At 38.2% G+C, this 25,199-nt stretch carries 12 protein-coding genes; all 12 read left to right on the plus strand.

Going from position 1 to position 25,199, the window contains the following annotated elements; all coding sequences use genetic code 11:
• Window positions 1–22: 22 nt before the first annotated feature.
• The 12 genes from ACERJO_RS09080 to ACERJO_RS09135 all read left to right on the plus strand — a co-directional run bounded on the left by ACERJO_RS09080 (window position 23) and on the right by ACERJO_RS09135 (window position 25,092).
• The gene (locus ACERJO_RS09080; protein ID WP_373647283.1) at window positions 23–5,314 is read left to right on the plus strand and encodes a family 43 glycosylhydrolase; all 5,292 of its coding nucleotides are present in this window, start codon (window positions 23–25) and stop codon (window positions 5,312–5,314) included.
• Window positions 5,315–5,605: 291 nt separating this feature from the next.
• Window positions 5,606–6,625: an endo-1,4-beta-xylanase gene (locus tag ACERJO_RS09085; protein ID WP_373647284.1), complete on the plus strand. Its 1,020-nt coding sequence runs from the start codon at window positions 5,606–5,608 to the stop codon at window positions 6,623–6,625.
• A gap of 33 nt (window positions 6,626–6,658) precedes the next feature.
• Window positions 6,659–8,173: a glycoside hydrolase family 43 protein gene (locus ACERJO_RS09090; RefSeq protein WP_247104276.1), complete on the plus strand. Its 1,515-nt coding sequence runs from the start codon at window positions 6,659–6,661 to the stop codon at window positions 8,171–8,173.
• 426 nt (window positions 8,174–8,599) lie between these two features.
• On the plus strand, window positions 8,600–10,150 hold the full coding sequence (locus ACERJO_RS09095; protein WP_373647296.1) for an extracellular solute-binding protein: 1,551 nt from the start codon (window positions 8,600–8,602) through the stop codon (window positions 10,148–10,150).
• Window positions 10,151–10,311: 161 nt separating this feature from the next.
• On the plus strand, window positions 10,312–12,051 hold the full coding sequence (locus ACERJO_RS09100; protein WP_306421088.1) for a sensor histidine kinase: 1,740 nt from the start codon (window positions 10,312–10,314) through the stop codon (window positions 12,049–12,051).
• Between the two features lie 2 nt (window positions 12,052–12,053).
• Window positions 12,054–13,682 (plus strand): response regulator transcription factor, encoded by a 1,629-nt coding sequence (locus tag ACERJO_RS09105; protein ID WP_373647285.1) that lies wholly within the window; start codon window positions 12,054–12,056, stop codon window positions 13,680–13,682.
• A gap of 308 nt (window positions 13,683–13,990) precedes the next feature.
• Window positions 13,991–14,938: a carbohydrate ABC transporter permease gene (locus ACERJO_RS09110; RefSeq protein WP_373647286.1), complete on the plus strand. Its 948-nt coding sequence runs from the start codon at window positions 13,991–13,993 to the stop codon at window positions 14,936–14,938.
• 15 nt (window positions 14,939–14,953) lie between these two features.
• Window positions 14,954–15,787, plus strand: coding sequence for a carbohydrate ABC transporter permease (locus tag ACERJO_RS09115; RefSeq protein ID WP_373647287.1), 834 nt, complete (start codon window positions 14,954–14,956; stop codon window positions 15,785–15,787).
• A gap of 33 nt (window positions 15,788–15,820) precedes the next feature.
• Window positions 15,821–17,188, plus strand: a complete 1,368-nt coding sequence (locus ACERJO_RS09120; RefSeq protein WP_373647288.1) for an ABC transporter substrate-binding protein — start codon at window positions 15,821–15,823, stop codon at window positions 17,186–17,188.
• 154 nt (window positions 17,189–17,342) lie between these two features.
• On the plus strand, window positions 17,343–19,175 hold the full coding sequence (locus ACERJO_RS09125) for a sensor histidine kinase (RefSeq protein WP_373647289.1): 1,833 nt from the start codon (window positions 17,343–17,345) through the stop codon (window positions 19,173–19,175).
• Window positions 19,156–20,757, plus strand: a complete 1,602-nt coding sequence (locus ACERJO_RS09130; RefSeq protein WP_373647290.1) for an AraC family transcriptional regulator — start codon at window positions 19,156–19,158, stop codon at window positions 20,755–20,757. The genes ACERJO_RS09125 and ACERJO_RS09130 overlap by 20 nt, the downstream gene beginning before the upstream one ends.
• A gap of 330 nt (window positions 20,758–21,087) precedes the next feature.
• Window positions 21,088–25,092, plus strand: a complete 4,005-nt coding sequence (locus tag ACERJO_RS09135) for an S-layer protein (RefSeq protein WP_373647291.1) — start codon at window positions 21,088–21,090, stop codon at window positions 25,090–25,092.
• The last annotated feature ends 107 nt before the right edge of the window (window positions 25,093–25,199 follow it).

Consider the following 25,199-nt stretch of genomic DNA (forward strand, 5'->3'; position numbering starts at 1 on the left):
TAGTAAGGAGGACAATAAAACCATGAATAAAAAATTCTTTGCCGTTTTAATGACATTTGCGCTAATTTTAAGTTTGTTTTTACCAAATATGCCGTTACTTGCTCAACAATCAAATGAGACTTTTGAAAATCCGTTTATATTTTCTGATGTGCCAGATCCTGATGTTATTAGGGTGGGGGACGTTTATTATATGGCAAGTACGACGATGCATATGAATCCAGGTGTTCCCATTATGAAATCGTATGATCTCGTTAATTGGGAAATTGTTAATTATGTCTATGATATTCTTGAAACAGATGATGAGCAATCTTTAAGAAATGGACAAAGCGAATATTCAGCAGGTTCATGGGCACCTTCGTTAAGGTATCATGAAGGGACTTACTATGCGGCCTTTTCTTCAAATACAACAGGTAATACGTATGTTTACACGACGACTAATATTGAAAATGGCTCATGGACAAGGCATACACTTGATGCGCATTTCCATGATATGTCTCTTCTTTTTGATGATGATGGACGTGTATATTTAGTGCATGGGAGCGGCAATATTTCGGTTACGGAATTAACATCCGATGCTACGGCTGTTAAAGAAGGCGGTTTGAATGAAGTTATTATTCCGAATTCAGGTGAAATAGCTGGTTCTGGTGGACTACCAGGTGAAGGAGCAACGATTCAAAAAATAAATGGAAAGTATTATATATCGATTATTACGTGGCCAGAAGGCGGTATGAGAACGCAACTAATCTATCGTTCAGATTCGATAAATGGAGATTACGAGGGTCGGATCGTATTAGAAGACTCTGGCATTGCTCAAGGCGGAATGATTGATACCGTTGATGGCGATTGGTATGCGATGATATTTCAAGATAATGGAGCAGTAGGGCGAACACCATTCCTTGTGTCCGTTACATGGGAAGATGATTGGCCTATTTTTGGAGAAGACGGACAAGCTCCAAGAGAGTTGCCGATTCCAGTTCAAGGAGTCAATTCGACCAACCGAATTGTAGCTTCTGATGAATTTTATCAAAATACGAACCGGCTTTTTGAAACGAACCATGCAAACGTAACAGAAGATGTTCTTGCTAAGTCAGAGAGCCAAGTGCCAGTTACAACTGAACGTATACAATTACTTGATAATGGTAACTTTGAAGATGGAATAGAACCATGGGAAGGTTTCGGAGCAGATATCGAGCTTTCAAGTGAAGAGGCATATAGTGGGTCAAATAGTTTATATGTGACCAATCGCCAAGTTACGGGGGATGGCCCGAAACAAGATATTTCAGGTGAAGTGGAGCCTGGAACGGTTTATGAATTCTCGGCAAAAGTTAAGTATACAGAAGGACCTGATGAAAAAAACTTCCATTTCGCGATCCAAAATGGAGAAACTTGGGAAGGTATTGAGGTGATGGGCTTTACGACCGCTCAAAAAGGTGAATGGGCAACGATTGAGGGGTCCTATATTTTACCTGAGGATGTAGATCTATCAGAAACGTTTATTTTTATTGAAACACCTTGGACAGCTGAGCCTGATGAGGGAATAGATTTAATGAACTTTTATGTAGATGACCTCTCTATGACAACAACGGAAACTGGGTCAGACGAAGCTGATCTTATTAATAATGGGAGTTTTGAAGATGGTCTCGAGCCATGGGATGTTTATGGAAATGCTACCATTGAGGTAACAAATGAAGAGGCGTATAGCAGTTCTCATAGCTTACATGTAACCAATAGAGAACTGACTGGTGATGGTCCAAAATATGTGTTGACTGGAGCTGTTCAAGTTAACCATATTTATGAGTTTTCGGCGAAGGTCAAATATACGGAAGGGCCAGATCAGAAGAATTTTCAATTTGCGATTCAAAATGGACCAACTTGGCAAGGGATCGAAGTGATTGGTTCTGCAACCGTTCAAAAAGGGGAATGGGCAACGATTTCAGGGACGTATAGACTTCCAGTAGGTACTGATCTATCAGAAACATTTATTTTTATTGAAACACCCTGGGCGGATAACCCTGATCCTGTTACAGATTTAATGGATTTCTATGTTGATGATATATCATTTATTAATAAAGGTGGAGTGCCTGATACTGTTAATCCAGGTGAGCATGATTATAATGGATCAAACCTCGATTTAGTATGGCAATGGAACCATAATCCGGATAATACGAATTGGTCTTTAACCGATCGTCACGGCTTTTTAAGATTAACAAACGGCAACATTGATACGAGTATTCATGATACTAGAAATACGTTAACTCAACGAACATTTGGACCAGAAAGCTCAGGTAATATTGCAATAGAAGTGGACAACATGCGAGATGGAGACGTCGCTGGACTTGCTGCCTTCCAAGAGAAGTATGGTTATGTTGGTGTTAAAATGGAGGACAATGCTAAGTCAATTGTCATGGCAACGGGGACTTCTGAAGAATTACAGGAAGTAGAGAGTATACCTTTAGATGAAGAAAGAGTTTATTTTAAAGTGGATTTTGATTTTAAAGACCGTACAGATCGTGCTTACTTCTATTATAGTCTAAATGGTGTGGAGTGGACGCCTATCGGTGATGCATTAGAAATGGAATATACGCTACCGCATTTCATGGGCTATCGTTTTGCTTTATTTAATTATGCTACGAAAAATCCAGGTGGCTATGTTGATTTTGACTACTTTAGAGTGGAGGATGCGATAACAGGCTCTGAAAGTGTCGAAACGGTATTAAATGTTCAGTTAGATGATGTTTCTGATGTGGTTGGGGTGCCAAACAATGAATTTGAAGTACCTATAAAAATGGATGCGCTTCCAAATGGAGAATATGAGGCGTTATCAGCATCTTTTCATATTCCTAAAGGCTTGTCTGTTTCTAAAGTGGAATTTCATACTGAGAATATTCATGGTGAAGGGACCTTTAGCTTCATAAATAACCAGCTATTATTAACGGTTAGTGGAGATGACTTTCATTTTTCAAATGAGGACTCCCAACTCTTTGCTACGATTACGTTAAAGGTGGATGACTTTGTAACGTCAAATCGTAATGAAAAACTTAGAGCCAATTATATTAAAGTAGAAGGTGCAAATATTGTTTACAATGTGCATGATGCTGTTGCAAACATTGAATTATTACAATTGGAGACAGATGCTTTAGCGAAGGTTCCAGGGTATCACAACCCACTAATAAGTCACAAGTTTGGAGCAGATCCCAATGTGTTAGTCCATGATGAACGAGTATATATTTATATGACAAATGATGAGTTTGAGTATGATGAAAATGGTCAAATCATTGCCAATACGTATGCAAATATTAACACTTTGACAGTCATTTCATCAGAAGATTTAGTAAACTGGACAGACCACGGTTCTATCCCGGTTGCAGGACCTAATGGAGCAGCCTCGTGGGCTAGTCAATCGTGGGCACCGACAATTGCTCATAAGGAAATTAATGGTGAGGATAAGTTTTTCCTATACTTCTGTAATAACGCATCTAACATTGGTGTCCTTACAGCAGATAGCCCGCTTGGTCCTTGGACTGATCCAATTGGAGGGCCAATCATTCATGGGAATACTCCTGGAATAGAAGGAGTAGTTTGGAACTTTGATCCAGGTGTTTTTATCGATGATGACGGTATAGGGTACTTGTACTTTGGAGGCGGAGTCCCTGGTGGAGCAAATCCGACTCCTGAGCAAGCGGCTAATCCTCAAACAGCTCGTGTCATTCAATTGAGCGACGATATGATAGATACAGTCGGAGAAGCCGTCATGATTGATGCACCTTTCATGTTTGAGGCTTCAGAAATGCATAAGTATAATGGGCAATATTATTTTTCTTATAGTACAAATTTCTCAGGTGTACGTGAAGAGGGCATGCCACTTCATGGAGAAATCGCATATATGATTAGTGATGATCCGATGGGTCCTTTCACTTATGCGGGAACGCTTTTACGGAATCCATCTCGTTTCTTTGATGTCGGTGGAAACAATCACCATCATATATTTGAGTTTAATGATCAATGGTATATTACTTACCATGCCCAAACTCTGTCAAAGGAATTAATGGACGATACGATGGGGTATCGATCTCCTCATATTAATAAGATTGAATACTATGAGAATGGTAAAATAAAAGATGTTCAAGCGGATATGAATGGTGTCAGTCAAACTAGAACTCTTAACCCATATACAAGAACAGAGGCTGAAACGTTTGCTTGGAATGCAGGCATATCAACAGAGGTTTCAAAAGCACCAGGAAGTAAATTGGAGAGTCTCAACTTACATGTAACAAATATTGAAGATGGTGATTGGGTTGCAATATCAAATGCCGATTTTGGTGAAAATGGTGCTAGTACATTTAAAGCGAATATCGCATCGAGTGTAGGTGGAACGATTGAAATTCGATTAGATAGTCCGGTTGGAGAAGTAATAGGCTCATTAGAGATTGAACCAACAGGTGGGGAACAAGAATGGCTCCTTATGGAGACGGATGTAACAGCTGTAACAGGTGTTCATAATATTTTCTTTATGTTTAAGGGTGAAGGAGATAATCATTTATTTAACTTTGATTATTGGAAGTTTACTGAGGCTGATAGGGATGAAAATGAGGAGACACCTGGAGAGTTAATGTTAGATGCTGAGGAAGCAGAAGAGGTTCGTGCTGGCATTACGTACTCGATTGTTGGATCAAATAGTAAGATCAAGATGCCATTAGATTTACCAGATGGTACGAAATTGAAAGTAGCAACGAAAGATATTACAAATACAAATTACGAGGGTTTAATTCCTGCTGGTGATCAGTTAACGTTCATGTTTGAATATGCTGATGGTGCTACTATTCCTACGAATGAATTTACATTGCAATTAGGACATGAAAAGGATGTTCATACAGATGAATTGGGAATTTATTATTATAGTGATGAAGAAGATGAATGGGAATATCGTGGCGGAGAAGTGAATGAAGAGAGTCAAACGATCGTATTAGGTGTTACAACGTTCTCTGCTTATGGGGTATTTGTAGAGGAAGAGAGTGATCAGGACGGTCAAGATGGCCAAGATGGCCAGGACGGTCAGAACGGTCAAGATGGTCAGGATGGTCAAGACGGTCAGGATGGTCAAGACGGTCAAGATGGTCAGGACGGTCAGGACGGACAAGATGGCCAGGATGGTCAGGACGGTCAAGATGGCCAGGATGGTCAGGACGGTCAAGATGACCAAGTATTGCCTAGTACGGCGACGGATCTGTACACTTATCTTATGTACGGTCTTGCATTGCTCGTTATAGGTAGTGTAGCTTTATTGGTTATTCGTAAAAGAAGAATGAATATGTAGATTAGGTTGAATGAGGTTGGGACATAACGAAAGTGTTTATACGAAGTGTAGTTAGGAGAGTCATTTGCACCAATGTATTTGTTCGGGTTCTCAATTGTTTAAACACAATTGTCCCAGCTTCATTTAATATTCTAATTTAAATAATTTGAGTTAAAAAAGAGTTCTTTCGTTTTGGTAACCTATAAGGTATAGGGTTAAGAACCAATAGAATGACAGGTTGTTGTAAATATCTAAGTTCGCTAGACTAAACCATATATACACATTTGGATACGTGTAACGAGAGGATGAAAAATGGTGCAGAATCCTAAGGTGACAGAAAGTAAAAGGCTTCATGAGGTGTTTGGGGACTATTTTTCAATTGGAGCAGCTGTGAATTCGAAGACAATTCATACTCAACGTGATCTACTTAGTTATCATTATAATAGTATAACTGCAGAGAATGAAATGAAATTCGAAAGTCTCCATCCATGTGAACATCATTACACTTTTGAGCATGCGGATCGTCTTATCTCTTTCGCGAAAGAACATGAGATGGAAGTTAGGGGACATACGCTTGTATGGCACAATCAAACATCAAAGTGGGTGTTTGAGCAACAGGATGGAAATCTCGTAGATCGACAAACTCTTTTGAAGCGAATGCAGTCACATATTGAAACGGTGATGAAGCGTTATAAAGGGCAAATATATGCTTGGGATGTAGTTAATGAAGTAGTCTCTGACAAAAACGAAGAGATGCTTCGGCCTTCAAAATGGCTTGATATTGTAGGTGAGGACTTTATTTCAAAAGCATTTGAATATGCTCACAGTGCGGATCCAAATGCACTCTTGTTCTATAATGACTATAATGAATTTGTTCCAAAGAAAAGAGAAAAAATATATAGTATGGTTAAATCATTGAAAGAGAATGGTACACCCATTCATGGAATTGGATTACAGGCTCATTGGAATTTGGAATATCCGACACAAGATCTTATTCGTCAAGGGCTTGAGAGATATGCAAGCCTTGGATTACAGTTACATATTACCGAACTGGATGTATCCGTTTTCAATCATGATGACCGTCGTACTGATTTAGTAGAGCCGACAGAAGCGTTAATGGAAATGCAAGCTGAACGATATGAAATGTTTTTTAACATTTTTAAAGAGTATTCTGACGTTATTTCATCTGTTACTTTTTGGGGTGCAGCAGATGACTATACTTGGTTAAATGATTTTCCTGTAAGGGGTCGTCGAAATTGGCCGTTCCCTTTTGACTCGAATCACCAACCAAAGAAATCCTATTGGAAGCTATTGGATGTGGCACGTTCATGATCAAAGAATGTATTTTATTTAGGAGAGGTTATCATGAGTAATACAATCATTACAAATCCAATTATTTGGACCGATATTCCAGACCCTAGTGTGATTCGTGTAGGGAAATACTTCTATATGTCAAGTACGAGTATGCATTCAATGCCAGGTTGTCCGATAATGAAATCATGTAATTTAAAAGATTGGGAGATCGTTAATTATGTGTTTGACACATTTGCTGATAATGAAGAACATCGTTTAATTGATAGAAAGAACATTTATGGTAAAGGGTCATGGGCGACGTGCTTACGTTATCATAATCAAACATTCTATCTTTGTTTTTCAAGCAATGACACCAATCAATTTTACATGTATCAAACAAATGATATTGAAAACGGTGAGTGGGAATGTTCTGTTATTCCAGGGCTTCATCATGATCCGTGCTTGTTGTTTGATCATGAACGAGTCTTTGTTATTCATGGAAATGGTGACATCCGTATTACGGAATTAACGGAAGATGCTACTGCGAAAAAAGAAGGCGGAATAGATCAGGTACTGCTTGTTACGGAGTATGAAGGCATTGGCCTACGATGTGAAGGGTGTCATGCGTACCATTTAAATGGCTATTATTATTTATTTTTTATTGAGTGGCCAAAGTTTGGAAATAAACGTCGACGACAGATTTGCTATCGTTCGAAAGAGCTTTTGGGTCCCTATGAGCGTAGGATTGTTCTTGATAATGATATGGGTTATCAAAATCAAGGAGTTGCTCAAGGAGGTATTGTGGATACGCCTCACGGGGAATGGTACGCTTTTTTATTTCAGGATCATGGTGCTGTTGGAAGAATTCCTTGTGCTGTACCTGTTAGATGGTTAGATAATTGGCCGATATTTGGTTTTGATGGGAAAGTTCCAAAGGCTTTTGAAGCAAAGTTACCAATGCTGGAATCAGTGTCAATTGTTAAAAGTGATGAGTTTAATTATGAGGAAAACAAATTGTCTTATAATTGGCAGTGGAATCATAATCCTAACAATCAATGGTGGACAGTTACAGCAAGACCAGGTTATTTGAGGTTGATAACGGGACATTTAACAGAAAGTGTCGAATATGCGCGTAATACATTAACACAAAGAACTGAAGGCCCTGCTTGTAGTGGAATGACCTTAATGGACAGTCAATATATGAAACCAGGTGATTATGCGGGGATTGTTGCGCTACAGTTTCATTTTGGGACAGTTGGAATTCGGATAGATGAATCGGGAAATCGTTATGTTGAGATGTGTGTGAAAGGTAATACAGGCAAGCAGGAACTAGTTGAAAGCGTTCGATATGATAGAGATGAAATTTATCTAAAGATGGAATTTGATTTTAAAAATAGTATCGATATTTCTCGTTGTTATTATTCAGATGATGGGTTGAAATGGACGCAAATTGGAGGTGTGGTCAAACTACAATACACATTAGACCATTTTATGGGTTGTCGAATAGGGTTATTTAATTATGCAACAAGGGAAGTTGGAGGTTTTGCCGATTTTGATTATTTTCGATATACAAAACTGAATGTATGATCTAGATACTCGATAAATGGCCTGGATCGGTTGCTCTCATCAGAAAAACCAATCCAGGCCATTTTTTATATGAAGAGTATGATTGTTAATTACTTAAATCCAAAAGGTTTGCATAAGATAAGTGCAAATAGATGTGTAAAAGCAGGTGGATGATGAATGGTACGATTCAAATTCCAAATGAAATAAACAAATGGTAATGATCTAAATAAATGTGTATTGTAAAAAACAAACTATGATAGAATAATTTATAATAATACGCTATTTCAATATTACTAAACTATGAAATGGGGTCCATTACTTGTGTGGGTTAAATCAAATAAAGCCAGTATTCTTCTGACAGTGTTGTTCATGATGCCAATCTTGTCAACTTGTGAACAAGGTTTGGAGAGGGGCGAAGATTCTGTTCTACTTGGAGATCAAGACGAAATGATTGATCAGCATCCTGGACTAACTAAATATTCTCCTTCCATTGAAATTCATTTAGTTAGAGAGACAAGTGAGAGTTTAGAAAATATACTGAATGAGCTGCCTGGAGAAACATTAGATGATAATCGTTGGAGTAGGCTTTATGAACAAGTACTAGGTATAGAAGTTAAGTATGATTGGAAAGCGAAAGGCGACCTTTATCACCGAAAATTAGGTGCTGTTCTTGCTTCGGGAAACTTACCTGATGTAGCAAAAGTAAGTGCTCAGCAATTAAGACAATTGAACAGTGCAGGCTTAATACAAGATCTTTCTTCTGTTTACGAGACGTATGCGACTCCTTTTACGAAGGAGATTATGAATCAAGAAGGCTCAGGTCCATTTGAAGCTGCTATGATTGATGGGAATTTAATGGGGATACCTGAAATTGAATCTTCTATTGAGAGAGCACAGTTTATCTGGATTCGCACAGATTGGCTAGAGACGTTAAATCTAGATCCTCCAACAACTATGGATGACGTACTTGAAATTTCGAAAGCGTTTACAAATAATGACCCGAATCAATCAGGTGAAGATGATACGTTAGGTCTAGCCATTACTCAACATCTTTGGGACCCTGTACTAGGAATTACTGGATTCATGGCAGGGTACGGAGCGTATCCAACAATTTGGGTAGAAAATGAACAAGGAGAACTAGTTTTTGGAGGAGTTCAACCAGAGGTGAAAGTTGGTTTGAAAGCGCTACAAGAAATGTATCATGATGGCCAACTAGATCATGAATTTATGTTTAAAGATGGTGTGAAAGTTGAGAACCTAGTTGAAAAGGGAAAAGTAGGAATGTTTTATGGTGAACAATGGGCATCCTTTGTCGCGGGGACAAGTCGTTTAGATGATGAAAGTGTACAGTGGCAAGCTTACCCGATCGTTTCTCATTCAAAACAACTACCGAAAGTGCCTTTGAAGTTTTCAACTAATTATTTTTTAGTGGTCAAGGAAGGGTATGACTATCCAGAAGCGGTCATCAAAATGATTAATCTTCACTTAGAGAAAAACTGGGGGGAGACAGCTGAATATGAAGTCTATTATAGTACACCATTTCCTGTTTGGAGAGTGTCGCCCGTTACACCATATCCAGCGTTAAAAAATTTGGAGGCGTATCGTCAACTCGAACAAGCACGATCGTCTGGAGATTATTCCAATTTGAAGCCAGAGGCAAGAGCCATTCAAAAGAATATTGATCATTATATGAACCAGCATGATAAATCGGGCTGGGGATGGGAACGAACGTATGGACCAGAAGGTGCCTTTTCAATACTTGAGCAATATGCTGCTAATGATCAACTGTTATATGATCATTTTGTAGGAGCACCGACAAATACGATGATTAAAATGAAACCTATATTGGACGATTTAATGCACGATACATTTATAGATATTATCCTTGGTCGTTCTATTGATGAATTCGATCAATTTGTTGATGATTGGCATCGAATGGGCGGAGCAGAAATGACAGCAGAAGTGAATCAATGGTACTCAGAACGAGATAGAAAATGAAGTATTCTAGAGAGCACTGAGCCGTGCACAACGTCTTCAACTTTTGTTACTCAAATAAAGAGCATTGGAAAAGCTATTCTTAGTTTTCAGTGACCTCGTAGTCTGATGCAGTTTTGTCTGTCAAAAAGTCTACGGATCGAACAGCATCGGAGGGGAGTTTCTTGTTTAACAAACGTGCTACTATTTTTCGAAAAACATTATTTGTACGATTACTTATTATGTATCATGTTGTTATTCTTCCAATTATATTATTAGGTTTATATTTGTATAATTGGAGCTATAGTAATGCGAATCAGGAAATTTCAAGATATGCACAAGTGCAATTAACATCTTATTTAGAGAACTTAAATCGCGAAATTGAATGGATGGAAATACAGCAATTCGATATTTTACAGGAAAGAGAATTGCGTAAAATCGCTTTAACTTGGGATATGATGGATAGTACTGAAAAAAAATCAAGTATTAATTATATTCTCCACCGATTGACTTCTATTCGAAATACTAGTGCTTATATTAAGGATATCTCGATACACATTCGTTCTATTGATGTAACCATTTCAGCAGTTAATGCCGTTCAAAATGTTGATCATCAACTCTATGGTGCGACAGAAACGACTTTGAAAAGTAATCAAGATAGATTAATAAAAAACGATGATTTATTATACCTAAGTCCTTCAGTGATGGGAATTGATCAAGAGGGAGAGCCCCTGTATACAGTCCAAATCGAACTGGACGCTGAAAAGTTGAAGACATCGTTAGATACGTTAAACATGTATCCAGAAAGTGGTACATTTTTACTTTCAAAAGATTGGAGAGTGATGCTGTCCATAGGGGAGGAATCGAATAGAATTCCCAACCAATACTTAAATGTAGAAAGAAGATTAAAAGATAGTACGAATAGAGTGGACGTGGATGGCAGCCTGTATCATTTTGACAAAGCCTATTCTGAAGAGTTGGGGCTTTTTGTAGTAACCTATTTACCAGAAGAGATCGTAAAAAGTCCGTTAAATAAATTTAGTAATTGGGTGTGGGTATTTATCGTTACTTCTATTGTTACCATTATTATTTATTCATACTCTACTTATAAGCTCGTTCATAGACCACTATTACTTCTCGTTGATGGGTTTAAAACGATGGAGAGTGGTGGTTTGGATAAGCCTATTAAACATGAAAAAACAGATGAGTTCGGTTTTATATACGATCGCTATAATAAAATGTTAGTAAAACTAAAACAGCTTATTGATCAAGATTATAAGCAAAAGCTAATGATGCAAAAGGCAGAATTAAAACAGCTACAATCCCAAATAAATCCACATTTTCTATATAATAGTTTCTTTATCTTGAATTCACTTGCAAAGATAGAGGATACGGAGAGAATTGAAGTATTTACAAAAATGCTTGGCGAGTATTTTCGATTTATTACACGTAATGGCGAAAATGAAGTATCGTTAGAGGAAGAAATTAAGCATGCTCGCATGTATACAGAAATTCAAAACCTGCGTTTTTCAAGGCGTATTAAAGTGCAATTTGAAGAATTACCTGAGCAAATGAAACGGTTAAAAGTACCGAGGCTGATCGTACAACCGATTATCGAGAATGCCTATGAGCATAGTCTTGAAAAAATGTCGGATGAAGGGTTTCTACGCATACATTATGAAGTGTTAAATGATGAATTTTCAATGATCGTTGAGGATAATGGTGACACGGTCAATGATAATAAGATTGATAAATTGTCCAAGCAAATTATGAACATAAACGAGCATCAGGAGCAGACAGGTATGATTAATATTCACCGAAGAATGGTATTAACTTATGGGAATGGTAGTGGGTTGTTCTTGTCGAAAAGTGAACTCGGCGGTCTGAAAGTCGTGATCCGAATTAAAACAAAAAGGGGAGAATGAGGATGTACAGACTATTGATCGTGGATGATGAAGAAATCATTACTGATGGTTTATATGAAGTGTTTAGTCGCTTAATGCCTGACCGGTTAGATGTTTGCAAAGCATACTCTGGAAAAGAGGCTTTAAATTGGATGTCCAATACTAGAATTGATATTGTACTTACAGACATTGCGATGCCTGGAATGAACGGATTGGAACTAATTGAAGAAATACATGCATATTGGCCTAGGTGTAAAGCCATTTTTCTGACGGGTCATAGTAACTTTGAATATACATATAAAGCGATTCAAATGCCCAATGTTCGGTATTTACTCAAAACAGAAGGGTACGATAAGGTGACGGAAACCGTTATCGAAGTGATGGAGGAAATTCAACGCCGCCAACTTGATAACTTATTGTTAGAGCAATCTCGCGAGCAAATATACGCCTATGAAATGATGGCGCAAGGAGATTATTTGAGACACCTCTTACAAAAAAGCAATGCGGTGTGTGCAGATCAAGAAGTACTTCAAAGGGAGTTCAATAAATTAAATATTTCATTAGATCCTACAAGTGGGGTTATGATGGTTCTTGCTCATTTGGATTATCAAAAAGGAAAAACATATACGGAAAGAAGTGAAATTCTTTCCGCTGTTCGAGCGATTTGGGAGGATCACTTTTCTGAACAGATTCATTGTAATGGGATTGTCGATAAGCATGGAGATATTCTTTTCTTTATCCAACCAATCTCATCTACTAAAAATGAGAAAATGGATAATCATTTTAATAAATATTTAGAAGGTACGTTGGAACTCGTTCAAGAGGAATGTTTAAGTTCAATTGATATAACAATTGGATTTACGATAAGTGGTGGATTTAATAAATGGGGAAGCGTAACAAAAATGTATGAACACCTAAGACAGCTTCAGCAACTGAAAATAGGGGAGGACATTCCGGTTATTTTGCGTGCTTCAGAAGAGCAAAATAATGAATATACTAGTAACAAAGGATTAGAGTCTAGTCAAATAGTTGAAATCTTAGTCGTTCATCTAGAAGCGAATCGTTCAGAGGAATTTTTCATTGTGTTGAAAGAATTAGAACAGTCGTTACAAAATGGTTGTATACAACAAATGATCGAAACATACTTTTCTGTGGCAATTGTTCTGTATTCCTATATTAATAGGATGGGCTGGTCCAATAGAATTGATCATTCGGAAAAGTTATTGAGACTGGATGATCATGCCTCGATGAAAAGCGGTTTTCGATATTTAAATGACATTGCAACGGAGGTTTTCAAGGTCAAACAAACGGATGAACGAGACAGAGCCTCAAAAGTAATCGAGCGAATCTGCCAATACATTGAAAATAATTTAAGTGAGGATTTATCACTAGTTCGCTTAGCGGAGATTCATTATTTTAATCCATCTTATTTATCACATTTCTTTAAACAGGAATATGGCATTAATTTATCGGAATACATTGATAAATGTCGGATCAGAAAGGCAAAGAAGCTCCTTAGAGATGGAAATGTTAAAATACGTGAAGTTGGAATGGAAGTTGGCTATAATGCCGCACATTCGTTTACTCGTTTTTTTAAAAAAGTGACGGGATTGACGCCAAAAGAGTTTCGAGATAATTATACACTAAATTAATTTGATTAGTGAAAATAAATCATAGGAGTTCAAAAGAGTGGCCTTTTGGGGAGGTACCGAAAAAGTTTGGTTTTCAACTTCTTCGGTGTCCTCCTTTTAGGTTTCTTTTCTGTTGTTATTTGTGAAGTTGAAGTTATTTTTTGGGGAATAGACTGTTAGTATCGATGATGGTTATAACGACTATCGATTATGTTCAGTCAAAATAGTGTTATCAATTGACAAAATAATTTGATGTAAGCGCTTTATTATTCCGTTAAACTTATAGAAGCAAATATGGAAGAGAGACCGACAGGTTAGGAGTGAGATAAATGGAACCAGTGACTAGATCGCAAACGTCACCTAAACAGAAAACGAAAAAAAAGAGACGGTGGGCGCTAAATATGCAGACGAAAGAGACGTTGGCTGGTTATTTCTTTATTGGTCCAATGGTTATCGGGACGACGATTTTAGTCATCTTACCGATATTTGCTGCATTGTTTGTTAGCTTTACCGATTGGGTGTTTATTAGAGGCATTGATGATATGAATTTTGTTGGCATTGCTAATTATACAAGACTTGTTCAAGATGATTTGTTTATACAGTCGGTTCGAAATAATATGTGGCTTATTTTCGCTGTGCCGTTAACTATGTTCTTCTCATTACTGTTGGCAATCATAATTAATAAGCATGTATACATGAAGGCGTTTTTTAAAATTACGTTTTTTATGCCGTATATTTCAAGTATTGTCGCCATTGCGATTGTGTTTCAATTATTGTTCCATCCGTCTTATGGACCGATTAATGAGTTTTTAATGGCACTTGGAATTGAAAATCCCCCACGTTGGTTAGCAGATACGAGGTGGGCGTTAATATCAGTTATCATGATTAGTATTTGGGTGTCTATTGGCTTTAACCTCATTATTTACTTAGCAGCTTTGCAAAATATTCCAATGGAGATGTATGAAGCTGCCGATATGGATGGAGCCAATATGCTGAAAAAGTTTTGGTATATTATGCTGCCTATGCTTTCGCCAACGACATTCTTTCTCCTAATAACGGGAATCATTTATAGTTTTAAATCATTCGAATTAATTGTTGTATTAACGAGTGGCGGGCCAGGCTATTCGACTTCGGTTATCGTCTATTATTTGTATGAGCAAGCATTTGAAAATTTACGTTCAGGCTATTCTTCTGCGATTTCAATGGTACTACTGTTGATATTATTAATTATTACCGCCGTTCAGTGGTGGGGGCAGAAGAAATGGGTCAATTATTAGTCGGAGGTGGAATAGATGGGTCGTAATGACATTAAAAGCAAAACTGTTAAGCTCATGCTGACGATCTTTATGTTGATAATTGGAATCATCTTTCTACTCCCTTTTATATGGATGATTTCTGCATCATTAAAGCCTGAACTAGAAGTGTTCGTATACCCAATTCAATGGATTCCGAGTGAATGGCGCTGGAGCAATTATGTAGAGGTATGGAGTGGAGATTTCCCACTGTATTATTGGAACTCTATTAAAGTAACGGTTATGACAACACTCATTTCTACAGTTGTTTCTACGATGGCTGCTTATGGCTTTTCAAAGATTCATTTTAAAGGACGCCATCTTATTTTTATACTCGTATTGGCGACATTCATGATTCCTGCACAGGCCATTTTAGTTCCGCAATTTATGCTGTATATGTATTTGGATTTATTTGATACACATTTAGGGCTTATTTTATTAAATAGTTTTAGTGTATTAGGGACATTTATGTTAAGGCAGTTCTTTATGGGGATTCATGATGATTATATCGCTTCAGCTAAAATTGATGGAGCCGGTCATTTGACGATCTTTCGTAAGGTGGCTGTACCGTTAGTACTGCCAGCGATCTCAACGTATGCGATTCTGCGTTTTATTTGGACGTGGAATGATTATCAAGGACCACTTATCTTCTTACGGTCAGATCATTTATCAACGGTTCAAATCGGTATTTCACGGTTTACTTCGATGAGTGGTGAGTATTACAGCTTGATTATGGCTGGTACCGTATCAGCTATCCTTCCATTACTTATCATTTTCTTTCTTGGACAGAAATATGTCATTGAAGGAATTGCTATGGGTGGAGTGAAAGGATAAATATTATTTTTAATAAAAGGGGAGGTTTTTGTATTGAAGAAAAACAAATGGATGCACTTATTATTGAGTTTATTGTTTGTGATGGGATTGGCTGCTTGTTCAAGTGATGATGGAGGCACGACAACAAATGAAAATGATACACCAGAAGAAGAAGAGAATACAGATGGGAATGAGCCTGTAACGATTCGTATGCATCATTGGTACAATGAGGAGCAGGATAGGTGGCATGAGGTGGTAGAAGCGTTTGAAGCCGATCACCCACATATTAAAGTGGAAACAGTCAGTCCAGAAAATAATGATGCGAATGAAACGATGCAACAGATTGATTTAGCAGCAGCATCTGGTGATCAGTTGGATGTCATCATTGTCAACGATGCAGCAAATTATTCACAACGTGTAGCTCAAGGCATGTTTGAACCATTAGATGAGTATCTAGATGTAGCAGGAATAGAATATGAAAATGAGTATCGAGTGAATACGAATGTGGATGGTCATTATTATGCATTACCTGGAAAATACAATATGTTCTTTGTGATGTTGAATCAAGATGCACTTGATGAAGCTGGATTAGATGTGCCAACTGATTGGACTTGGGATGAATATATGGATTATGCAGCCGCATTGACGGAAGGTGAGGGACCAAGCAAGCGTTATGGTACGTTCTTTCATACATGGATGGATTATGTTAAATTAGCAGCGTTCAACCAGCCGACAGACAGTAACATCATTAAGGATGATGGAGTCACGTCCAATGTCGACAGTGATCACATTAGACAATCACTTGAAATTCGTGAAAGAGGTCATGAAGAAGGGTCAGCGACTCCGTATGCTGATACCATTTCTCTTGATTTAAATTATCGCCCACAATTTTTTGGTGAGAGTGCAGCGATGATTATGACAGGGAGCTGGATGATAAATGAACGAGGTGGGGTGGATGATGCTCCAGAATTTACTGTAGCGTATGCTCCTTATCCGAAAGCGAGTGAAGGCGACCCAATTACAACGCCAGCGGGTGCGGATTTCTTAACGATGTATTCAGGTTCTGAGCATAAGGAAGAAGCCTTTGAATTTATTCGCTGGTATACGACAGAAGGAATTGTATTACAAGAAAAATATTTACCAGACTATTTAGGTGCTGATTTGGAAGATGTTATTACACGCTTACACGATGCAAGTCCAGAGGTGGACATTGAATTGGTTAATATGGAATCACTTATTCATACATTAGACGTTTCAGAGGCGGCACCTGTCTTCATCCCACCTGCTTTCATTGGTGAAGTTGAGACAGCGTATCGTAATGAGGTTGAGCGTTTCTTGTTAGAGGAGCAAGATCTTGATGCGACGATTGAAAATGCCCATGAAGCTGTGCAAAGTGTCATTGATGCAAATGTTAGTGAATAGATTTTAAAAGGACGATTGCTAATATGCCTAATGAGAAGAACGGTGCTTCTCATTAGGCTTTCATCAAATGTAGAGAAAGGAAACATCTAAAGCTCGTTATGGAGGAAACAGTGTCTGTTATAATAAATGAAAACGGATCAGGATGTGAAAGAGGATGAGAAGGATAAAGGAGAAGATGTACAAGATTAAAAAAGCAATCTCCTTTCGTCAAAAGCTACTGCTCATTATTTTCGTATTTATGGCACTGCCGATCCTCTTTAGTATGGGGAATATTATCGTAACAAGTCTAAATGTGGTGAAAGAGCAAACGATTAAAAGTGAGAAATACAACTTAGAGCTAGCAGATGTATATTTTTCAAAATTGGTCGATGACGTCATTCAATCGATGAATTATGTTCATTTTGATTCGGAAATTAGAAGTATATTAAATCGTGGATTACAAGAACCGATTCCACCTAGAGCATTTCTCGATATAAACGCAAAGTTAGATCACATTACAAGGAATAGCTACATTCGAATGGCCATTCTTCCAGCAGAAGGTGATTATTATTTTTCAAATACGTCGTTCAATGGCAGTTTTGAATACGAACAATTAGAAGCATGGTTTGAGAAAGTGGAGAGTATTTCGACATACCAAGTGTATCGTTTTCTTGCGAAGGATTTACAGGATGCCCGAGAGCCAGGTCATTTACTTTATCAAAATGATCAAGTGATTGTGCTCGGCCGAAAGCTAACGAACTATAGAGGGGAAACAACAGCATATATGTTTGCTGGTGTTAACAAAATCGCGCTTGACCATTTAACGAAAAACCTTGCCGAGGATCGAACTATTTTTTTGTTAGACGAAAATGGAAGCGTTTTATATGATGATTCTGATATATTAATTAGTCAGCTCTTTCCATATTATGAACAGATGGATGAGGAAGACTCATATTTAATAATGGATTCAGGCGATGATGACAATTTATTAATCTATCAACCTTTTTCAAATGGTGATTGGACGATCGTTAGTGCTATGCCTTATCATAGTGCGATTGACGAGTTAGGAAATGCGTATACATTTAATGTATATATACTAACAATGGCACTTATCTTATTAGTAATTATTTTATTATTTGTTGTCAATCGCTATTTGCAACCAATCGGAAATTTAGCTGCTATTGCCAAAGAAATTGATGCAGGGAATCTAGAGGTTCGCTCGAATATTAGACGTAATGATGAAATCGGACGGTTAAGCATGGCGTTTGATTTAATGCTTGATCGAATCCAAGAGGCTCTCGGTAAAGTGAAGCTTGAGCAACGAATGAAAAGGAAGGCCGAAATGGCTGTACTACAATCAAAAATTAAGCCTCATTTTATTTTTAATGTTCTTAGTACATTACGAATCCAAGTACTAAAAAATAATGACGAACAATCAGCAGATTTAATTCTATCATTTGGCAAGTTTTTACGTAGTGTGTACAAAGGAGATGAATCGATTTCGCTTGAAGAGGAAGTTGAGCACATGACTGATTATATCGATGTGATTAATTCGATGAGGCGGCATCCGATTAAGCTTCATACACACATAAGTTATGAAGCTAAGCATGTCATTGTTCCTAGGTTCTTCATTCAACCAATTGTAGAAAACGCTTGCAAGCATGGCATTCAGAATCATCATGGTTCGATAACGATCACGTCCTATGTTGAGGATGGTCATGTGATCGTTTACGTTCAAGATGATGGAGAGGGCATGGATGCAACTGATCTAAATACCTTGCAAAAGAGTCTTAAATATGACAAAAGGCAAATGATTGCAACATATCTTAAGGAGCCTAGGAAGGAATTTGGCATTGGTTTAAAAAATGTGTATGAACGAATGACTTTGATTTATGGGGATCGATTTGAACTGTATATTCAATCAAAGAGGAAGAAGGGATCAACGGTTCGATTACGTTTTCCTGCTGACACTAAAATGGAGGTGGAGGATGAAGGTTCTTCTCGTTGATGATAATTTTCAAATGTTGGAGTTTATGTATGGGATGATTTCGTGGAGAGAGTTAGGTTTAGAGATCATTGGGAAATGTGAGACAGGAATCGATGCACTCGAAATAGCTCGAGACACAACACCAGATATACTCATTACAGATATTGATATGCCGAATATGAATGGCTTAGAGCTAATTGCGCAAATGAAATCACTTAATGAACATATTCAAGCACTCATTATTTCCTGTCATGATGACTTTCATTATGCTCAAAAAGCTGTACGACTCTTTGTGAATGACTATATTTTAAAAGAAACACTAGAACCTAAAACGTTTCGAATAGCGGTTAATAAGCTTGTGTCTGAGGCTAGAAAACAGAAGCGAGAACAAGCAAAGGTCGCCTCTTTAAAAACAATCGTCGATCAAAATAAAGAAAATATGAAAAAGCAATGGCTGCAAAAGTTTCTGTCATCTTCTAATTTAAGTGAGCGTGAATGGAGATATACAAACGAGTTCTTTCAATTGAATATGGATGAATATCATTACATTCCGATTAGTGGAAGAATGGTGAACATTGAAGCTGGCTGGGAGAAATTTCATTCATCAGAGGAGCTATTTTCTTTTTTTGTTGAGAAAGTAGCTAAGGAAACGCTTGGGCAAGGAGACGAGCTTGGAGGTGTTCTTTATGAACCGGATCAATTGATATGGTGCTTTCCATTTGTACCAACAATGAAAGAAAATCCTTATGAGGAAGTTCGCAAAAGGCTGAAGCAATTTCAAACTACATTAAAAAAATGTAGTGGAGTGTGCATAACATTTGCTTATAAACAGGCCGTTACATCAATGGTAGAATTAAAACAATCACTCAAACAATTAACGAGTTGTGAAGCTAGATGGTTTTATGTTGAAGAGGAAGAGATTATTCATTTGGAACAGTTTAACGGATCTGAACCGGATCAAACGATTTTTCACTGGTACAATGAAGCGTTAGAGGAATGGAAGAAGGTAACGCTTGAAGGGGACCAAGTAAAAGCCTCACAGGCAGTTGATCGATGGATTACGATTATAAAAGAGGGGCATTATCACCCAGATTCCGTTAGAAGCTGGCTTCATAATCTTATTATCACGATTGAGCTTCATTACCATTACACCTTTGCGCATGAGCAACATCATAATTCAGATCATAGTAGCATCCATGAATTAGCTAATGTGTGCCAGCTTAAGAAGTATATGAACGACTTCTTCCATCGTATCATTCATTTTGTGCAATCATCTAGTCGTACCGAACGGTTAGAAGTGTGGGAAGCGAAGAAATATGTTGAGCAACATCTACAAGAACGGATTACGATGGAAGCTGTTGCTAATCACCTTTATATGAATCCGAGTCATTTTAGTCGATTGTTTAAAAAGGAAACCGGTGAAACGTTTATAGAGTATGTTATACGGGTGAAAATGGAGAAGGCAGCAACTTATTTACGTGAGACCAATAAGGCAATTGAAGATATTGCCCACATGCTTGGGTATGAAAATACGAGTTATTTTATAAAGCTTTTTAAAAAGCGTAATGATATATCGCCACTAGAGTATCGAAAGGCAAATTAAACACACAGCTGCTGAAGCGGCTGTGTGTTTAAGCGTTTTAAGACATAACATTCGATATCTAGAAATCAAATATGCAAAAATAGCACTATAGATAGTCAAGATAATGGCATAGAAAGTAGGTATGCTTATGTTAAAATGTAAGCGCTATTATAGATGCTGGTCTCAAGATTAATAATCATTTTACTCAACGCAGGAGGTGATTGAAGGAATTTGTCTTTTCATCATGAGTGACACCTTGTTGTAAGGAACAAGTCAAATGATGATCAGGATCAACTGTTTACCTTATACTCTCAGTCATGATTGTTTCCTGATAAAAGGGAGAGTTGAAAAATGGTTAATGAAATGAAACGTTATTCAATGTATTGGTTGTATATTGTGATAAGTCTCATCATGATTACTTTGCTTGTCATGATGATGGCTGGAAATGAATCAAGAGCAGAGGACAGGACGAGAACAATTGTTATAGATGGAACGGATGTCGATGAGTATAACCGGTTTAAAGGATTTGGTACAGTTTCAGCAAATAACACGTCTCGTTTAATGATCGATTATAAAGAAGAGCATCCTGATCAATATTGGGAGATGATGCACCAACTATTTGATCCGAATACAGGTGCAGGGCTCGTTCATGTAAAAGTGGAGCTAGGTGCAGATGTCGATTCTTCTTCAGGGACAGAGCCTGCGACGATGCGTTATGCTGATGAACCGGCAAACGTGTTACGTGGAGCAGGGTTTCAATTTGCTGCAGATGCGAAGGCTATTAACCCTCACATTACAACTGAAATCCTTCGCTGGGGAGAGCCTCGTTGGACGTGGGAAGGTGCAGCTAATCAAGAGTACGAAAATCGATATCAATGGTTTAAGCAGACGATTGACGCAGTTTATGAAGAGTTTGGCTTTCGTCTTGATTATGTTGGGATTTCACAAAATGAACGAGCTCAAAATAATGGAAGGAATGAGCTTGAGTGGTTGAAGTATTATACGTCACGAATGAAGGAAGAGCCGAATTATGATGAATTTTATAAGGACATTAAATTAGTTGGTGGTGATGGTTATCGTGATACGAGAACCATCAGTCAGACATTGCTTGATCATCCTGACTTAATTGATGAAATTGGTGTCATTAGTAGTCATTACGGCTTAACTGGTTCAAGTGAGCTGACACAGCTTCAAAGCCATTTAATAGCTGAAGGTAAAGAGCCGAAAGAGATATGGTCTTCAGAAGGGGTCTCACCAATGATTAATGCTAGGTATCGAATTAATATGGAGCCACATTATCAAGGCCTTGGTGGACGCTATAGTATTGTTGATGTTACGTCACGAATAATTTCTATATACAGCTGGGAAGGTGCAGGAGAACATCCACTCCAAGCAGTTTCTTTTGATTTTCAGCCTTCTGTAGGGGCATTTTATCAAGGTTCTTCTTATACACCAAAACATTTAATTAATGCATTTACACCATGGAATGGTTCCTTTGAAGTTGATGGAGGATTATTAGGAGTGCGTCATGTTATGAATTTTGTTGGATACAATAATACAACTACAGAAGAAAATGAGCGCTGGATGTATATTAAAGGTGCCACCTTTAGTGACGGGAATTTCATGGATGGTGGAGTTGATGTGGATACGAGCACTCATAACTATTTGACAGTAAAAGACCCACAATCTGATGATTATACAACAGTATATGCCAACAATACGCGAGAGACACGTCACTATCAAATCGAAGCGAAGAATTTAAATGGAAAAGAAAATGCGCCTTTATACGTGTGGGAAACAAGAGGTCCAGACGCAGGTCAGTCCTATGATGCGAACTGGTTTCAGCAAATTGATAAAATTGAGCCAGTTGATGGTCAGTATGAAATCGAGGTGAAGCCTTATTCGCTTTTGACAGTCACAACTCTCGATCAAAAATCTAAAATAGAAGGATTTGAGTATTCATCTAGTCCTTTTGATAGTTCACAGGATACGATACTTCCGTTACCGTATGTTGATGATTTTGAATATAGTGAGTATCCTACCGATGATCAAGGACGAGATTACGTTGAACGTCGAGGAGGTACACCACGTTATACGACTGATCAACGGGGAGCATTTGAAGTCGTGAAAGAAGCCACGATACAAGAGACGAGTGGAAGTGCGAACCGTATCGCGCGAGATATTCCAGAGGCAGATGAACGAGGCAATATGCTTCAACAAAAAATAACACATGACATTATCGGCGCGGATTGGGCTGTTTGGGGAGGAACGGACGGGTCTGCAAGTAATAGTAACCCACATACGAACTTTGGGGACTATCGCTGGGTGAATTATAAGGTGTCTTATGATTTTTTACTTGATACTTACACACCTGAAGTGAGTGAGAGAAGTAATTATGCGCTAATAGGATTACGACATGTGAAGGCAGGTGGAACGGATTCGCATGCACCATACAATGCACGTATATATTCAGATGGAAGGTATGAAATCTTAAAGCTTGGTAATGTCGTTTCAAGTGGCACAGTAGATGGTTTCAAGCCAAATGTTTGGAATAACCTTGCATTTGAAGCTAAGGAAAATATTTTTACTTTATATGTGAATGATGAAGAAATAGCGTTTTATAAGGATGAGGACTCGCTTGTTATGTCAGGAAGAGCGGTTATTGGATCAGGTTATTATGAAACCCTTTATGATCAGCTACGTGTCGATCCAATTGATGGCTACCCATATATATCTGAAAAATATGATAGCGCGCAAGGTATGAAGGTAGGCACAGTAGAAGAAGCACGAAATAATAACGATCGTAGTAATCCAATCGGCTACATTGGTCAGTGGGAATTCGGTCAAGTCGGGTATGCTCATTTTAATCGTACACGAATGACGGCAAGTATAGATGTACCTGTATGGAATGGGGTTACTGTCGGTTTTAGAGATGCAGCCGATGAACGGGGCGAGTTAAATCATGTGTATTATTCTGGTAGTTGGTCATCGAATAATACGAATACATGGTCAGGAGTAGGAGGATCGTTTGAAATTACATTTAAAGGAACAGAGGTTAGGTTGTTTGGGATAACAAATCCTTCGAATGGTACGGCTGATATTTATTTAAATGGCGAGCTAGTAGGCGAAGCAAATTATTTAAATAATAGTTCAATTGAGCAAGTCGTTTGGTCAGCAAAAGGGCTTGAAGATGAAGAACATACGTTAGAAGTGGTTACCACTGATCGATATGTGAGTTTTACAAAAGCAGAAATAGAGACAACTGATCCAGTATTAGCTGTTACAAATCTTGCTCCAAGTAACTTCATTCCGATAACAGAAGATTCTGAAGTTGGTGAGGAGGAAAATACGGTTTATGCGTTAAGAAGGAATGGGAATGTATGGGGATCTAATCAAACGAATGCTTGGGCAAATTTTAATGATGATCCATATTTAGTTATTAACTTCACTGGTTCAGGAATTGATTATTTCTCTGGAACAGGAGATGAAACTCTATATAATTTTGAACTAAATGGTGAGGACATGGGTGATTTTTCTGTTAATCCGCAAACCGGAATTAGATTCTCGATTAGAGATTTAGAGGAAACAACTCATACGTTAAAAGTGTCATTAAAGGACAATGAGATAAAAGAAGATTTTATGGATTACAGGGGTGTCGATATTTACAGCACACCAAACCTTGAAAGTAGCGATACTAGTATGCTCTTTCATTTTGAAGGAACGGGGTTCAATTTGTTTGGTGCAACACCAGATGCAGTTATTGATGTTTACATTGACGGAGAATTAACCGAAGAGAACTATCGAGTGTACTCACGAGGAGACAGACAAACGTCCTATCACCTGCGCGGTCTTGATGAAGGCGATCATACTGCTCACATTGTTGTGAAAGGCGGAACATTCATAATAGAAGGTTTAGATATTATAAGAGGAGCTAGTCAAAACGGAGATGAAGGCCCAGGGGATGGAGATGAAGGCCCAGGGGATGGAGATGAAGGCCCAGGGGATGGAGATGAAGGCCCAGGGGATGGAGATGAAGGCCCAGGGGACGGAGATGAAGGCTCAGGGGACGGAGATGAAGGCCCAGGGGATGGAGATGAAGGCCCAGGGGATGGAGATGAAGGCCCAGGGGATGGAGATGAAGGCCCAGGGGATGGAGATGAAGGCCCAGGGGATGGAGATGAAGGCCCAGGGGACGGAGATGAAGGCCCAGGGGATGGAGAAGATAAGGGACAAAATGATGAGCATGGATTACCTGCAACAGCGACAAATTTGTATAACTGGTTACTAGTAGGAATTGCATTGTTTGCAATTGGTTTAGTTACAATCGGTTATAGAAAAAGAATGACGGTTGAGTAATAAAAAACATACTAAGATTAGTGGGTAAGGTCATCGGCGGGTGATCTTACCCACTATTTCTTTTTTAAGTTATAGTGAGGAGTGAAAGAAAGCCCGGACAAAGTCTC

Origin of the sequence: Halalkalibacter sp. AB-rgal2 (assembly GCF_041821005.1) — a bacterium.
In the GTDB taxonomy this organism is placed as follows: Bacteria; Bacillota; Bacilli; order Bacillales; family Bacillaceae_D; genus Halalkalibacter.